The organism is Pseudomonas sp. Lb2C2 (genome assembly GCF_052112205.1).
GTDB lineage: Bacteria > Pseudomonadota > Gammaproteobacteria > Pseudomonadales > Pseudomonadaceae > Aquipseudomonas > Aquipseudomonas kilonensis.
In genome coordinates, this window is sequence record NZ_JAUTYW010000002.1 from 83,023 (window position 1) to 98,460 (window position 15,438).

Sequence of the window (15,438 nt, forward strand, 5' to 3'; positions counted from 1 at the left end):
ATGGCAACGATTCAACGTTTTCAGAGCAGCGTGCGGATGTCCGGTGTGGTCAGTCATGGCGATCTGCTTTACCTCTCCGGCCAGGTGCCCACTGATCTACAGGTTGGCATCGAAGAGCAGACGCAGCAGGTGCTGGCCAAGATAGAAGCCTTGTTGTCGCTGGCGGGCAGCGACAAGGGCCAGCTTTTGAGCGCGCAGATCTGGCTCAAGGACATTGATCGTGATTTCGCTCTGATGAATTCGGTGTGGGACGCCTGGCTGCCAGCGGATAGTGCTCCGGCACGGGCCACTGTTCAGGCACGTCTGGCGCGGCCTGAGGTGCTGGTGGAGATCATGGTTATCGCCGTGAAACCTGCTTCTGGTGTTTGAGAAGGTTCAGGCGTTCATCACCTGGTTGGCTGCAAACCCGTTGGTTGGCGATGTGATTCCCGGCTGTGGTGGGTTGCGCAAGGTGCGATGGTCTCGTGGCGGGATGGGTAAGCGTGGTGGTACGCGGGTTATCTACTACAACGCGCTTCCTGAAGGCCACATCTGGTTGCTGATAGCCTACGCCAAGGCGAAGTTCGACAACCTGCCGACCGCCTTCCTGAATCAATTGAAAGAGGAGATCAGCAATGGATCATGAAATGGAGAACTTTCAAAAAGACTTGTTGGCTTCGGTACGCCAAATGAAAGCTGGCAAGGCGGCACGCACAACCGAGGTGACGCTTTCGGCTGCGGCTGAGGCCAGGGCTAAAGTCGGTGTATCTCAAAGTGCATTTGCCGAGCTGCTGGGAGTCAGCCTGCGTACATTGCAGGATTGGGAGCAAGGTCGTCGGCGACCTGCCGGTGCGGCACAAACCCTATTAAGGGTTGCAAGCCAGCACCCAGAAGCACTGCGAGCCCTTCAAGCCATCTGACGTTTAATTACGTCGAGCCGTGAATTTCAGGCACAAAAAAAGACATCCGTGGACGTCTTTAGATGATGAATTGGTGGGCCGGGGTAATTTGAATTGATTCTGTATCGTATTGATTTTTATTGATTATTTTTGGTTAGATTTTCTATTGGAATACCTTATGGAATACCATTCGCGAATCTTCTTAAATTCCTGCCTTTACGTCGACCAAAGCTCAATTCCACAGCTGTACTTCGGATTTCGCCTTTGAGTGGAACCAACGGCTACTGATAGCGATTGCTGGCGCTTGGTTCATTCCTTCACTCGCTCTGGCGAGTCGGCGCGTGCCTTATTGCTGTCGCGTACGGCAAATGCGCTCGTGCTCCAACTTCTCAAGATGTCGCGCGTATTGAGCTGATGGTTCGCGAATTGGCTGTGCAGAATCAAAGTTTCGACACGGATTAAATTGCAGAGGGGCTGGAGGGGATTTGGTGTCTCTGTACAGTGGTCGCGGAGCACACACCCGATAAGCCTATCGGATCTCTCAGATCAGGGATCCATTGATCGCGTCCGGCTTTACGACGGTCAAGGCTCAGGCTAAGGTGCTGGCATAAGGACATGATTCTCTAACATTTGTCCACGGAAGGTTCCTGATCAGTCGTAGTGAAACTACCGCCCTTCCTTTCCGACTTTGTTGTGCCCTGAAAAACGCGTGCCGAGCAAGGTGCTGTCATCGATCACCAACGGGATTGGCGATTGACGCATCAATGTGGTTGTTGCAAGCGTCCCGAACATCAAAAAATTGCTAAATTGAAGGCGGAAAGTATGGATTTTTCGACGCTGTTGCATCTATGGGGTGCAGCAAGCTCCGAGCAGCTGATCGCGCCAATAACGGTAGTTGGCTTCGTTTTCATTTTGTGCGCTTGGTACTTTGTCCGTTATTTTTGTCCATCCTTCAAACTTAGCAGTCAGCTGAAAAAACTGACTAAACGTGTGCACGGTGTGAAAGCGCTCGCCCCGTCTCAACGGCGCTCTGAATTGGAGCAACTGTTCAATGGAAGCAAGCTGGAGCACTCTTGGCACGAATACGCTGAAACGCTGCACGACCAGTTTGAGTTTCAAGAAGGCGAACAGGTTCTTGTCCGGTCGCGCGCCACCGCCGGAGCCGCGCATTTTTTCTCACCTCAAAGCGTGGTTGATACCCCGCTGGGAACCGAGTTTTATAAACACCTGCCTGGTATTTTGACCGGCATCGGTATTGTCGGAACCTTCTTCGGCTTGATGCTAGGCCTACAGCATTTTGATCCAAGCACCCCTGAGCAGGTAAATGCCAGCGTCGATAAGCTGCTCAAGGACGTGTTGTTTGCGTTCATCGGCTCCTTTATTTCAATCATGGCCTCTATAGCCGTCACGATTACTGAAAAGTGGCGTCTGGGCCAATGCTACAGGCTTCTTGAAGCGTTCAACGAAACCATCGACGGGCTTTTCGACAGTGGTGTCGGTGAGGAATATCTAGCGGAGCTTGTGCGCTCGAGTGCTGAAAGCTCCGTGCAAACCCGTCAGCTCAAGGACAGCCTGGTAACCGATCTGCGGGAAATGCTGCAGAACCTCGTTGATACCCAAGTCCGCGAAAGCCTCAAATTAGCGGATACCTTGTCAACGACTTACCGTGACTCTGGGCAGTTGTTGGCCGATCAGGTAAGCAGTGCGATTGAGAACAGTCTCAAATCCCCCCTTGAAGCTATTGCGGGTGCGGTTCAGGCCGCCAGTGGCGACCAGTCAGGGCAAGTACAGAACCTTCTTCAGGATGTTCTAGTTGCCTTCATGAATAAGCTGGAAGGTACGTTCGGCCAACAGTTCAACGGTCTACACGAACTGATGGGTCAGTCCGTTGCCGCAATGCAGTCGATGCAGCAAGGCTTTTCGACGCTGATCCAAGATATGCGTTCGGCTAGCGAGTCCTCGACCCAAAACAGCTCGACTATGATCGCTCAGTTACTCTCCGATATGCAGGCCGGACAGAACGCCATGCAAGCGGGGATGAACGAGATGCTCGCCAATCTCCAGGCTTCGGTTGCCCGTATCGGCAACGAAGGGGAGGGGGCAGGTGCTCGAATGGCCGAGCAGTTGGAGAAGTTGTTTGCTCAAAGCGAGGCTCGCCAACAGGCAATGGCTGAGAATCTCCAGGCTTTTGTTGAGTCGATCAAGCAGAACATCGGCCAAGGTCAACAGGAAACCATGGCGAAAATTGCGGGCTCCGTTGAGGTGCTGGGTGAGCAACTCTCGGCAGTCTTCAAGCAATTGGAGCACGGCCAGCAGCAGATGGATCTAACCACCCGCGCTGCACAGGCTGACCTGCATCAAGGCACCCGTGACTTGGTGGGCGGTCTTGACGAACAGGTCAAGGCGTTGCTGCAAACAGTGTCAGAGCAACAGAAATCTGCACAGGACACCGTTAAGGCATTGAGTGCCCAAACAGAGCAGCATTTGCAGAGCATGCAGCTAGGCGCAGACAAGATGCGGGCGGCGGCTGAGCGGTTTGAAACGGCCGGACAAAGCGTTGCGCGTGCCAGTGAGTCGACTGCGGGGCTGATGGGCACAGTCCAGGGCGCAGGTACTGAGCTTGCACAGGCATCACGTGAGTTGAACACCGTGGTTGCGGACTATCGAAACAATCGTGAAGCGCTGGCGAAAACTCTCGCGGTCATCGAAGGGGTTGTCGCAAGCGCACAAGGGGAGGCCAGCGGCCGCAGCCAGTATCTCCAGGACCTGAAGGTTCAAAGCGAGCGAATGCAGGCGCTTAACCGTGAAGTTTATGAATACCTGGAAAACATCAGTGGTGTGTTGGGTAACGGCTTTAAAGAGTTCGGTGATGGCATGGATCGGACCTTGAGACAAACGCTGGGTAGTCTGGATGCCGAGCTCGATAAAGCAGTCAAGAGCCTCGCTGGCGGTGTAGAAGGGGTCAAGGAAAGTCTCGAAGACTTCGGCGACATCATGGAACGAATCAGGCAGTAACGGAGGCTAGTCGATGTTTGGTAAGCAAATGCCTTCGGTTGTCCGTTCAAAAGACGAGGGAGAGAAGCCGTTCTGGATCTCCTTCGCTGATTTGATGACTGCGATGATGATTCTATTTCTCGTGGTCATGGTGGCGGCTTTGAGTTCTGTGACGCAGCGTATTAACCAAGCGGAGCAGGGAGAGAAGCAACGTAATAGGGACATCAGTCAGATCTGCGAGCACCTGAGCCTTCAGGCGAAGACTGCCAGTAAAACCATCGTCGTGGACTGCAAGGACAATAGGATTAGCTTCGGGGATGCTGGCCGCTTTGGGCATAACCAGTACGCGCTGAGCAACGATGGCCAGTCGGCACTTCAAGAGGTTGTGCCGATGATTCTGGACGCGGCTAACAGTGAAGAAGGCCGTAAATGGTTCAAACAGGTTGTGATCGAGGGATCGACAGACACCGACGGCTCCTATCTTTATAACCTGCACCTTTCACTGCAGCGTTCAGAGTGGGTGATGTGTAGTCTGCTCGATAGCCGCAGCCCGCTCCAAGTCGGATTGTCGCCGGAGCACCAACAGCAAATCAGATCGATTTTCCTGGCAGGCGGTGTGTCGTTCAACAATGCAAAGGACACCAAGGAAGAGAGCCGGCGAGTGGAGTTGCGCATGCAGTTCTTTGGCTTGAAGGAAAAGGAGGACAACCTCAAGCCAGAGGTACCGGTGTTCAATAACACCGATATGGAAAAGTGTCAGTTGGCGATGAGCCGATGACTAGCCCAATCGCGAGGCTTTCCGCCGCTATTAACCTGAGTCTTTCCACGCATCGAACCGGGGCAGCGCCTGAACCGCTGGCGCGATTCCCCCGTCTGGGTGCTGCGGGAATTGATCTTTACGAAAGATTTGAACGCGCTGAAAAGGCTTTGCCGCCACCTCAGGAAAAGCGCCGCGCTGCGATAAACAAATTCCGCAATGTACTCCCACTCAACGCCTCAGAATGGCGTTTGGTTTTTGCCGGTCTCTCGGACAAGAGTGAGCGAGTCGGACCGATACTGGACGATGACCAGCTTTTTGACCGAGTGCATAAAGAAATCCATCACCGCATTGAAAAACGGAGACTGAGCCGCCGAGATTGGTTGGCGCTGTGCTTTAGCTACTTTGGGTACGAGGCCGCCACGCCTGATCGGAACGCCAATTGGTGTGTGTTGCGGGCAGACGTTCAGCTTGGCTTCGAATGCGTCAGTGGTCAGCAAAAACGCGAGAAGGAATGGGTGCATATCGTCCAGCAGCATCAGGAGCTTTTTTCCGAGCAGGCAGGTGCCAGGCTGGGTGACCAGATGTTCAAGGGAGAGATCAGCGACCTTTCGGCATTGCAGACGATTGCGCAGATCCCTGACAGCAGTTGGCTGTGGCGAAGGATCTTTAACGTACTTATCTCTCGTATATTTATGTTGGATGACGCCGAGTTTTCTCAGCGCTTAGCCGACCTTGTCGACATCGGCCGGCAGCATCCGCGGTACATGAACGACATTCTGAGTGCATGCCTGTCGCGTTATCACTTGGCAGCGTATCGAGAGAAACCGTCGTCGCTGCTCAAACAGGTCGCCCTCGACAACTGGGGCAGCCCTCAGATCCGTTCCAGACAAAACAGCTGGCTGCAGTACGTTGAAAAAGATGTCTGTGCAATGGTCGTTGCGTGGTTCGCGAAGGAAGATCTGGAGCACTTCTTCAACCTGTTGAAGGGAGACTCCGAGGTTGATCAGTCGCGCCTGTATTACTGGCTAAGATTTGCCAACCAAATGAGCTACACCCGAATCGTCATGGGCTCGGACGCCTGGCAAGACAGTGGGCGGGACTTCGTTCATTTCCGTGAGAAGAACAAAGGGCGCTTGAGCAAGTTGGTAGGCGGTCCCGGGCACAATAATGCTGTAGTCATGCAGATTGGAAACTACTTTTTCGTGGAGTTTTCTGGAACAGGTAATGCCTGCTATGTGTACAAAGCAGATAATTCACCGTTCAATCCGGACAAATCTCAGCTTGCACTTAAAGCAGATCTGAAGCAGGCAAGTGCTTTCAATCCTATGCGGCATTCACCTGCACCTAGCCGCCCAAATCGCGTAGAGGGCTGGCTCAGCAAATTCGATGATGCCCTCGAGAAATTGGGTATTCGCGTGCAAAGTCAGGCCGGAGCGCCAGGTTCAGCCAAACCATTGCCTTTCGAAGACCAAGTCCGTGACGCCCTGAAGTCGGTCAAACACAAAGTCTATGACCAGCGCGCGCGCGGCGGTGCGTTTCAGGTCCAGCTCGATGACAACGACCTGGCCGCCGTTGCTGCGCTCCAACGCCTGGGCTTCAAGCCCGTCAATCACCAGCCACTCCGGTTCTGGAGACAGTAATGCTCAAGCGTTTCCTCAAAGGCATTGGCCTGCAGATGAATTCGGCGTTAGAAAATACTGAGCCTGTTTTTTCCATTGAGGAGCAGGGCGTTTGTTATCCCCTGAGCTTGGCGGAAAATACGGAGTCCTGGCCGCTGGCAAGCTATCTGGACCAGTTGGAAGAAGAGGAGTTCGTCTCCCAACTCAGCGATCGCTGGCTGCTGACGTGGGATGAGCTCTATCGGCTTCTAGATGAGCCAGAGCACTTAACAAGTCTGCCGCTATTGGGGTTACCGCCACAGACAACTCTCATCCCGCAACTGAGCAGCCAGGGCAGTCTTGCCTCCGACGACTTCAAAGTCTCCATCAGTGGATGGCGTGACCCGCAGTCCAATGCAAATGTGCAGGTGCAGCGTACGGGGGCCATCGTCCAGTACCACGAAACAATGGAAATTCTGTCTGAGTCATCGTGGAAACTGACCGGTGCGGTACGGCAACTTTATCTGGCTCAGCAAAATGAGCCGGGTGAAGTAACTAACCAGATTGGCTGGGCTAGCATCAGGAAGTTGGCGCGCAAGGCTGGTGCCGGTATGGATGGCTTCTTGGATAAGACCGTCGTTATCAAACCTGAAAGCTTGCGACTCAACCCGCGAAAATCGACAGTAGGTAATACGCCTGTTATCGAGCTGGAACCAGGCTTCGAAGGCCAGCCGGCAAACTGGCTTGCGAGTTTCGACGGTGCCAATCAGGTTCAGGATCGATATCGGGTGATCGGTGATGATGGATCGTTAACACACGTCCTGATTGAGCCTGAAGTCAAATCTGTATTGGACTATGTGCGCTCGCTGCCCGGGCGTCGGGTCGCGGGCGACGAAGCGCTTTCATTTGTCCGCAACCCGTACAGCGCACTCGGCGACAGCGCCGCGCAAGTTCTGGATGCCGGGACCTATGAAGACGACTTGGCCGAGGCTGGAATTTTCTTTCATCGCTTTCGTCTGGAGCCCAAACTGGATGAAGCGGGACAGCGCATCGAGCAGGTAAATCTGACGCTCGAACCAATCTCGCCAACGCCGCAAGCGCCCATCGAAGTTGAATTCAAAGCGGCTTATGAACTCGCGCCGTTCGTGCATGAGTTGCAGCTGAAATTGGCCGCTGGCATGCCAGCTGGTTTCTGGCAGGGCTATGAGCTGGAGCTCAGCGATTTTGATTTGCGGCAGATGGTAGGTATCAGCGACCTGCTTAAGCGTTGGCAAAACGAAGCGGCCGGTATTGAGTTCGACTCAGTCCTTGACCTGTCTCTATACGGCGATCGTGTGACAGGCATCGGGGAAGCGGAAAAAATAACTTCGCCTTTCCTCGTCAAAGAGGCGACAGAGAACTGGTTGCCGAAGGATGTGGCGGCGCTGGGCATTGACGCAGAAGTTCTTGGGCGTTGGGATCCTTCCGACCGTGCTCAATTTGAAGCGTTTGAGCAGCGACTGGACGAAGCTCGCGCTGCCGGTGATGAAACGGTCTGTTTGCCAGAGTCCGAAACACCGCTGTCGATTGCCGCCGCCGAGCAACTGTTTAATGCCTGGTCCAAGAAGATCGCCCCTGTCGAGACCGGCCTGGTCCAGCAACAGGAAAAAGTTGGTCGCGCCGTACTGCAAATCGGCCACAACATCGACGAACCGACCTACGTTGAGATTCGCCAAGCAGCATTACGCGCCGCTTTGGATGCAATACCAGAGTTGCCCAGCTTGCTCAAGCCTGAGGTCGTATTGCGTGAGCACCAGCTTCAAGGCGTCGCGTGGTTGCAGCATTTGTTCCGCTTGTCCCCCGCGGACGTGTCAGGTTGCTTGCTCGCTGATGACATGGGGCTTGGGAAAACGATCCAGTTGCTCACCTTCCTTGTCTGGTACCTGGAAAAATATCCACAAGACAAACCGACACTTATCGTCGCCCCAGTTTCGTTGCTTGATAACTGGGAGCGTGAGCTTCATCGGTTCTTCTTCGCTGATGCGCTACCAGTGTTGAAGCTGTATGGCTCAGCCTTGAGTGCAGTGAAGTTCAAGAAGGAAGAAATCCCTGCTGACTTGAAAGCAAAAGGCATCAAGAATTTGCTGCGCCCAGGTTGGGTGGGTGGCGCCCGAATCGTCCTGACGACTTACGAGACACTTCGCGATCAGGAGTTTTCCCTGGCGCGCCAGCAGTGGTCGATCGTCGTGTGCGATGAAGCGCAGAAGCTGAAGAACCCCGCGGCACTGGTGACTCAGGCGATCAAAGCCATTCCTGCGAGATTTCGAGTGGCGTGTACCGGTACGCCTGTCGAGAACACCTTGATCGATCTCTGGTGTCTGTTCGACTTCATTCAACCAGGTTTTCTAGGTGGTTTGAACCAGTTCGGTCGCGAGTATCAGCGCCCAATCGAAGCCGCGTTGGAGCGTGACACGGTTGCCCTGGAGCGCCTTCGAGGGCTTATCGATCCGCAGACTTTGCGCCGAACCAAGCAGGACGTTGCCAAAGACCTGCCTGCCAAAATTGAAGACTCGGCGTGCCGTTCTTTGAGCATGCACGCCTTGCAGCGCAATCTGTACCTGTCGGAAATATCCGCCTACAGCCAGAAGCAGCAGATTGAAGAACAGCTCGATCAAAAGACCTCCGGCATGCTCGGGTTGCTGCACAAGCTCAAGCTCATTTGTGCTCATCCTTACAGCGTTCAGCCAGACAAGCGATTGCGTGACAACTCGCCGAAGCTGCAATGGTTGATGCAGACCCTTGAGTCGATCAAAAGAGCTGGAAATGGCGACAAGGTCATTGTCTTTACCGAGTTGCGTGATATTCAGCGGGAGTTGCAGCACTCGATCCAGGAGCATTTCGGGTTTCGGGCAACCGTCATCAACGGCGATACCAGTACCAGCAGCCAGAGTGCGAATAGCCGGCAGCGGCTGATCGACCAATTCCAGGAGCTGCCGGGATTCGCAGTCATCATTCTGTCGACCATCGCTGTCGGGTTTGGGGTGAACGTGCAGGCAGCCAACCACGTCATTCACTTCACCCGTTGCTGGAACCCGGCCAAGGAAGATCAAGCAACTGACAGGGCTTATCGGATTGGACAGGAGAAGGATGTCTATGTGTACTACCCGACGGTTCGTGATGCGCAGATGCCGACGTTCGAAGCGACACTCGATGAGTTGCTGAGTAAGCGGCGGGCGTTGGCGCGGGACATGTTGAGTGGGGCTTCGGATATTCAGGCTTCGGACTTTGAGGCGCTGCTGAAAACACGCTGAGCCCGACTTGCAGGAAAACGTTGCTTGGCGATATGTCAAATATAAGTACAGGTAAGTTCCTGCTCGGGTTTGCAAATAGGCAAAAACCAGCCAAGTGGCGCTTGTCTGGTACAACCTGTGAGCGGATTGCTTACCTGTGCACACGTCCAGTATTGGCGCCGAAAGCTCAGCGGCTGTGCGCAGCATCCGAGTCTGCTGCCCACCTTAACCCGCTCTCCTGAGCAAGGCATGATGCAAGAACTCCTAACCGGAAGAACCCGACTGCTATGACCAATCTGAGCACGGAAGCGATTCACTTGCCGCAACCCACTGAACTATCCAGCAAGATCGTCAGTGTCTATGAACTGCTTATGGATTCTGCGCTGGATGTTCCCCAGTACCAGCGTCCCTACAAGTGGACCGGGAAGAATATCAACCAACTGTTCTCCGATATCGCCATCCACAAGGATAGGTCCGCCTACCGCTTGGGCACTATCGTTTTTCATCAAGAGGGTGGGACAAGGAACATCGTCGACGGCCAGCAGCGGACTGTCAGCCTGCTGCTGGCGGCCCGTGCGTTGATTCAGCGTAACAAAGAAAAAAAGCTCGAACGCAAAGACCTGCAAGAGCGCCTGCTAAAACTTGAGCAAGCGATGGTGAACCCAAGCTTTAGCAGCGAGATCTCGCAGAAGAACATCCACAGCAATTACCTTGAGGTGGCCCGCATCGTTTCCCGCGCGGACTTCACCGAGGTGCATATCGACTTCTTCCTGAACAAGTGCCAGGTCGTGGCCGTGGCCTTGAACGATGTGTCGGAAGCCTTCCAATTCTTCGACTCGCAGAATGCGCGGGGCCGGGACCTGGAGCCCCATGATTTGCTCAAGGCTTATCATCTGCGTGAGTTCGGCCCGCATGACGAGCCATTGAAGGCGGCAACTGTAGCGCGTTGGGAGAACAGCGACTCCAAGGAGTTGGCCACACTGTTCTCCCAGTACCTGTACCGCATCCGCAACTGGTCGAAAGGGGTTTCGGCTCGTTACTTCAGCAAAGATGACAGCGACTTGTTCAAGGGCGTGAACATTGACACGGTGGCCAGCTATCCCTATGTGGAGCAACTGCGCATCGCCCACCATTTTGTAGATAACTACAACGGGCAGTACGAGCGCAAGATCGACTCGCGCGAGCTCGGTTTTCCCTTCCATCTGGACCAGCTCATCATCAATGGTCGGCGCTTTTTTGAGCTGATCAGCCACTACCAGAGCAAAGTAGCGCGGATCAGCGCCGAGTCCTGGAACGGGCATGAACTGGTGGGGGCTGAGGGGCTCGATGGCTATGCGAAAACTATCATGGATACCCTCAATACTTACCCGGCAAGAACCCGAACCGGCGATTGTTATGTACGGGCGATGTTCGATTGCCTGTTGATCTATTACATCGACAAGTTTGGTCACGCGGATATCTCTCGTGCCATCGAAAAGGTTTTCGTCTGGGCCTATAGCCTGCGCCTGAAGATGCAGGTAGTGCAGCTGGCAAGCATGGATAACCACGTGCTGGAGAACAATCTGTTCAGGTTGATCAAAGACGCCACACGTCCTGCCGACTTTATCAACTGCAGTCTGGCGGTGATGAGCGGTACGAAGTCAACCAGGACCGATGAGATCGAGGCTCTGTTCAAGGCGATGAAATATTATGAGTAATGAAATCAGCCAGCTTTCCATCAAGGCGCTGCTGAGCGGTAGCGTTGAGTATGTTATCCCGATGTATCAGCGTAATTACGCCTGGGAGGAGGGTGAGATCACTCAGCTGATTCAGGACGTGATCGACTACCTGCCAATGACCTCTGATAAAGCGCGCAATTACTATATTGGCACTCTGGTGGTGTATGAGCGCCCGGATAGCAAAACCCCGGTGTTTGAAACCATTGACGGCCAGCAGCGGCTGACGACCCTGTCGTTGTTGACGTCGTATCTGAAAAACACCCGGTTGGTGGATCTCGCCTGGTATTCGACTTTGAGCATTCACTTTGACAGCCGCGAACACTCGCGCGCGACCTTTGCGGCGATCTTCGAGGGGAAGTTCAACGACGATCCTGCCGAGGTATTGGTCGAGAGGCAGATCAATACCGGCATCCTCAATGGCTATCGGCTGATCCAGAAAGTCTTGCCTCAGAAGCTGAAGGAGAAGGGAATTTCGCCTCAGCAATTTGCCGACTACTTGTTTGAATTCGTACAAATCATGCGGGTTAAGGTACCGGCTGATACGGACCTGAACCATTACTTCGAGATTATGAACAACCGCGGTGAGCAGCTGGAAAAGCACGAAGTGCTCAAGGCGCGGATGATGGAGAAGTTGCAAGGCTGTGAGCGGAGTCAGAATTGCTTGCACGCAGTGTGGGAAGCCTGTGCCAACATGGAGCGCTATGTGCAAATGGGCTTCACGCCTGGCCAGCGTGGCAGCATTTTTGGCGAAAAGAACTGGGGACGGTTTGAACTCGCTGACTTCGATTCGCTTCGGGCTGCGTTGCACAGTACGCAAGAGGTGGCTGCCCAGCAGGACACTCGCTTGACCCTTGATCAGATCATTGCCAAGGCACCGGTCGCTGCGAAGCAGGATGAGCCAAGTGAAGACTCGCCGGAGCGTTTCAACACGATTATCAACTTCCCGAACTTCCTGTTGCATGTGCTTCGCGTCGATATCCAAGCGGACATCCCTCTGGATGACAAGCGCCTGCTCGACACCTTTGAAGAGTACGTATTAAAACAACCCGACCCAGTGGCCGCGGTGAAGCGTTTTACCTTCAGCCTGCTGCGCTGCAAGTATCTGTTTGACCAGTATGTAATCAAGCGCGAGTTCATCAAGGGCACTGATGGCTGGAGTCTCAAACGCTTCAAGTGGAATGAGGGCGGTGAGCGCAGCCGCGCTGGTCGAGGAAGTTATGTGAATACCTTCGGCGAAGAGGACGGTAATGAAGGCATCAACCGTCGCATTCTGATGCTGCTGTCGGCATTTCATGTTTCTACGCCAACGCTGGTCTACAAACACTGGCTGAATGCGGCGCTGCATCACCTGTTTCATGCTGATCAGATTGACGCTCAAGCTTATCTTCAGCACATGGAGTCGGTCGCCAAGGCGTTTGTCTTTGACCGCTTTCTCGCTCCAGAGGCAGGCCTGGATTACTACGCGATCATCTATCAGAACAAGGGTGGATGTCAGACACGCCGCGAAAGCATTACGGCGGAGAAATTTGAGTCCAGATTGACGTTTGGCAACATCGAAAACAACCTGGTGTTCAACTTTCTGGACTACCTGCTTTGGCTTGAGCACGGCGCAAGCGAGCCGGTTAAATCCTATGAATTTACCTTCCGTAGTTCGGTAGAGCATTACTACCCGCAGCATCCATTAGACGGACAAGTTCAGCTCGACGCTGGCACGCTGAATTCGTTCGGCAATCTCTGCCTGATCAGCCATGACAAGAACTCTCGCCTGAGTAATTTCATGCCCGCGGCGAAGAAAGAGTTTTATAAGAACAACACCATCGACAGTGTTAAGCAGTATCTGATGATGGAGGCAGAGCCTTGGGAAGCCGGCGCTATATGCACACATTCCAAACACATGAATAACGTGTTGCTCAAGAGCCTCGCCAGTAAACACGAAACCGAGTAAACCCTGCAGGATGCATCTGGTTACTCAACAACCTCGTTCTGAACACCGCATCTGGAATGGCGCTCAGGCCCAGGATGCGGTTCTCAGCGAAAACTGTCGGCTCAACCGATCACAACACTCCCTGTCGCGAACGCCCCTCATGCTTGTTTCATCAACAGGCAAAACGATGGTTTTCATCGACCCGAGCCACTGAGATCTGTAACCCCGAGAGGCCGCACCATGAAAAATCTGTTCGCAATTGTTGGCGTCATCGTCGTCGCCAAGAAAGGCTACGAGTTCTTCCGTGAATACATGGAGATGAAATGGGAGCTGGAAAAACGAGCGGCTGAATCGGCCTGACAACTGCGGCACTGTCGACCGCGTTTTTTCCACCACCAGCAGGTTCTTCTCTAATGCCCTGGCCACCACATCCCTTCACATTCACTTGCCCCCAATGCCATTGGCATAAAACAACTGTGCCACCTAGCGATGCGTTGCGTGAGGGCAAAGACTGGTTTTCAGCTTGCCCTGCATGCCAGCATGTCGACCTGGATGTCCGGTCTGCGACGGGGCTGGAAATCTTCAAGGCCAAGCTGGCGCGACCGTTTAGCTAAAGTCTCATTCAGTTCGAGGTTTGCGATGTGTAAAGATCAAGCTGAAGGTTACCCGGACACCCCATCACCCTCGGTAGTTGAAGCAGAGGGTGAGGTCGAGTACAGCGAGGAGTTCGCCGCCATGATCCTCGAACAGGAGCAGAGCGGCTGTTTCCAGGAAATTGATGTCGACGACATGCTCGCAATGCTCGACCGCATGATCCTTGAGGCCCAAGGCTTGGGCAGTGTGCATTAGCTCTCCAAGCAGAGCGTCAACAACTGATCCAGCTTGCATGGCGAGACTTGGCCGTCCATGCCCCAATGATCGCAGGAGTATGTGCCGCCGCGCACCGCTTTGCCTTCGTCGTCATAGACGGCAATGACCGCGTTCCACAGTGATGCCTTTGGCGCTTCGCTGAGTGGGTCCAGACACAGTAGATCAGTGGGTTGGAAGGTTCATTGCACATGTCCTTGTCGCAACACTTTGACAGGAAAACCGTTGCCTCCATTGTTAGATGGATGTGGTAATCAGTGGTGCTGACTGAGGACGTCAGACCTGCACCACCGGGTAGCAGGCAAGCGCATAGGCGTGACATCCAATTCGCACCACGCTATCAATAACCTGCTGGCGGCTGTCTAGTCTCGTGCGCAAGAGGAGGAATTCATTTTCAAGGGTTTGAAAAAGTCCTCAGAGGGAGAGGGTACGGAATTCACTGGCCGCTGCATTCGTTCGATCGAGGACAAAACCGAATTTCTCGATGCTTGGGGGCCCAACATTGATTTGACGGCCGGCACTGCGTGGCTGTTTGCCGATCCCGCCTTCACCGAGCAACTGGACTATCTGTTCATCGACGAGGCTGGCCAAGTGAGCGTGGCGAACCTGGTCACGATGGGTATGGTTGCAAGCAACATCGTACTGATGGGCGAACAGATGCAATTGTCACAGCCGGTGCAAGGCGTGCATCCGGGCCGCTCGGGCGATTCCATCCTCGACTATCTGCTGGATGGCACACCCACTATCGCACCTGTTCGTGGAGTGTTCCTGGCGCATGCACCCCAGCGTGTGCTCGTTCATTTCGCAGGCTGTGTACGAAGGTCAACTTTCTTCGGCGCCCGGTACCGAGCAGCGGGTGCTGGTGCTGGATGGCCAGCGACCGGAAGTGCCGAATAGCGGGCTGATGTTTTGCCCTGTGGAGCACGATGGCAACAGTCAGAGTTCGGACGAAGAGGCGGTACAGGTCAAAGACCTTTACGCATACTTCTTGCGCCAGCGTAATGTGGATAACAAGGGCGTCGAGCACGCGATCTGCATCGAAAACATCCTGGTAGTAGCCCCCTATAACCTGCAAGTGCAATTGTTGAAACAAGAGCTGCCAGCGGGTGCTCGAGTCGGTACTGTGGATAAGTTTCAGGGGCAGGAAGCAGAGATCGTCATCGTGTCGATGACGACCTCGAATGAAGATTATCTGCCCCGAGACATTGGTTTTCTGTACTCGAAGAACCGCTTGAATGTGGCCGTCAGTCGGGCGAAGTCACTGGCATGTATTGTCGCCTGCCCTGATCTGACAGCCATTTGTTGTCTGACTCCGTACGACATGAGCCTGGTTAACGGATTGTGCATGGCTGTCAGGTATGGAACGGTTGTCAGCGCACCTGTTCTTCGTGCATAGCAATCCCAATGGGTTTCACATCTTTCAGACAAAC

12 protein-coding genes are annotated in these 15,438 nt (G+C 53.9%); all 12 read left to right on the forward strand.

Annotated features, from left to right (window positions below; all coding sequences use genetic code 11):
• Positions 1 to 369, forward strand: coding sequence for a RidA family protein (locus tag Q7F16_RS04630; RefSeq protein ID WP_014336535.1), 369 nt, complete (start codon positions 1 to 3; stop codon positions 367 to 369).
• Positions 362 to 625 carry a transcriptional regulator gene (locus tag Q7F16_RS04635; RefSeq protein WP_409556006.1) on the forward strand — a complete coding sequence of 88 codons (264 nt, stop codon included), beginning with the start codon at positions 362 to 364 and terminating at the stop codon, positions 623 to 625. The genes Q7F16_RS04630 and Q7F16_RS04635 overlap by 8 nt, the downstream gene beginning before the upstream one ends.
• Positions 615 to 899, forward strand: coding sequence for a helix-turn-helix domain-containing protein (locus Q7F16_RS04640; RefSeq protein ID WP_409556005.1), 285 nt, complete (start codon positions 615 to 617; stop codon positions 897 to 899). Before Q7F16_RS04635 ends, Q7F16_RS04640 begins: the two co-directional genes overlap by 11 nt.
• 801 nt (positions 900 to 1,700) lie before the next feature.
• Positions 1,701 to 3,893, forward strand: coding sequence for a type I Zorya anti-phage system protein ZorA1 (gene zorA1, locus Q7F16_RS04645; RefSeq protein WP_409556004.1), 2,193 nt, complete (start codon positions 1,701 to 1,703; stop codon positions 3,891 to 3,893).
• Positions 3,894 to 3,906: 13 nt separating this feature from the next.
• The gene (gene zorB1, locus Q7F16_RS04650; RefSeq protein WP_409556003.1) at positions 3,907 to 4,650 is read left to right on the forward strand and encodes a type I Zorya anti-phage system protein ZorB1; all 744 of its coding nucleotides are present in this window, start codon (positions 3,907 to 3,909) and stop codon (positions 4,648 to 4,650) included.
• Positions 4,647 to 6,272: a type I Zorya anti-phage system protein ZorC gene (gene zorC / locus Q7F16_RS04655; RefSeq protein WP_409556002.1), complete on the forward strand. Its 1,626-nt coding sequence runs from the start codon at positions 4,647 to 4,649 to the stop codon at positions 6,270 to 6,272. Before zorB1 ends, zorC begins: the two co-directional genes overlap by 4 nt.
• Entirely contained in the window at positions 6,272 to 9,520 is a 3,249-nt protein-coding gene (zorD, locus tag Q7F16_RS04660) for a type I Zorya anti-phage system protein ZorD (protein ID WP_409556001.1), read from the forward strand. Before zorC ends, zorD begins: the two co-directional genes overlap by 1 nt.
• A gap of 266 nt (positions 9,521 to 9,786) precedes the next feature.
• The gene (locus Q7F16_RS04665; protein WP_409556000.1) at positions 9,787 to 11,196 is read left to right on the forward strand and encodes a DUF262 domain-containing protein; all 1,410 of its coding nucleotides are present in this window, start codon (positions 9,787 to 9,789) and stop codon (positions 11,194 to 11,196) included.
• Entirely contained in the window at positions 11,189 to 13,162 is a 1,974-nt protein-coding gene (locus Q7F16_RS04670; protein WP_409555999.1) for a GmrSD restriction endonuclease domain-containing protein, read from the forward strand. The genes Q7F16_RS04665 and Q7F16_RS04670 overlap by 8 nt, the downstream gene beginning before the upstream one ends.
• Positions 13,163 to 13,780: 618 nt before the next feature.
• Positions 13,781 to 13,990, forward strand: a complete 210-nt coding sequence (locus Q7F16_RS04675; RefSeq protein ID WP_070413310.1) for a hypothetical protein — start codon at positions 13,781 to 13,783, stop codon at positions 13,988 to 13,990.
• Positions 13,991 to 14,410: 420 nt separating this feature from the next.
• On the forward strand, positions 14,411 to 14,905 hold the full coding sequence (locus tag Q7F16_RS04680; RefSeq protein ID WP_409555998.1) for a hypothetical protein: 495 nt from the start codon (positions 14,411 to 14,413) through the stop codon (positions 14,903 to 14,905).
• Entirely contained in the window at positions 14,796 to 15,404 is a 609-nt protein-coding gene (locus tag Q7F16_RS04685; RefSeq protein WP_409556039.1) for a DEAD/DEAH box helicase, read from the forward strand. The genes Q7F16_RS04680 and Q7F16_RS04685 overlap by 110 nt, the downstream gene beginning before the upstream one ends.
• Positions 15,405 to 15,438 lie beyond the last annotated feature (34 nt).

What these genes read in the sequence shown, in the direction of transcription:
- zorC (WP_409556002.1), top strand. Translation starts at nt 4,647, where the DNA reads ATGACTAGCCCAATCGCGAGGCTTTCCGCCGCTATTAACCTGAGTCTT.
- Q7F16_RS04675 (WP_070413310.1), top strand. Translation starts at nt 13,781, where the DNA reads ATGTGTAAAGATCAAGCTGAAGGTTACCCGGACACCCCATCACCCTCG.
- Q7F16_RS04670 (WP_409555999.1), top strand. Translation starts at nt 11,189, where the DNA reads ATGAGTAATGAAATCAGCCAGCTTTCCATCAAGGCGCTGCTGAGCGGT.
- Q7F16_RS04630 (WP_014336535.1), top strand. Translation starts at nt 1, where the DNA reads ATGGCAACGATTCAACGTTTTCAGAGCAGCGTGCGGATGTCCGGTGTG.
- zorD (WP_409556001.1), top strand. Translation starts at nt 6,272, where the DNA reads ATGCTCAAGCGTTTCCTCAAAGGCATTGGCCTGCAGATGAATTCGGCG.
- Q7F16_RS04640 (WP_409556005.1), top strand. Translation starts at nt 615, where the DNA reads ATGGATCATGAAATGGAGAACTTTCAAAAAGACTTGTTGGCTTCGGTA.
- Q7F16_RS04665 (WP_409556000.1), top strand. Translation starts at nt 9,787, where the DNA reads ATGACCAATCTGAGCACGGAAGCGATTCACTTGCCGCAACCCACTGAA.
- zorA1 (WP_409556004.1), top strand. Translation starts at nt 1,701, where the DNA reads ATGGATTTTTCGACGCTGTTGCATCTATGGGGTGCAGCAAGCTCCGAG.
- zorB1 (WP_409556003.1), top strand. Translation starts at nt 3,907, where the DNA reads ATGTTTGGTAAGCAAATGCCTTCGGTTGTCCGTTCAAAAGACGAGGGA.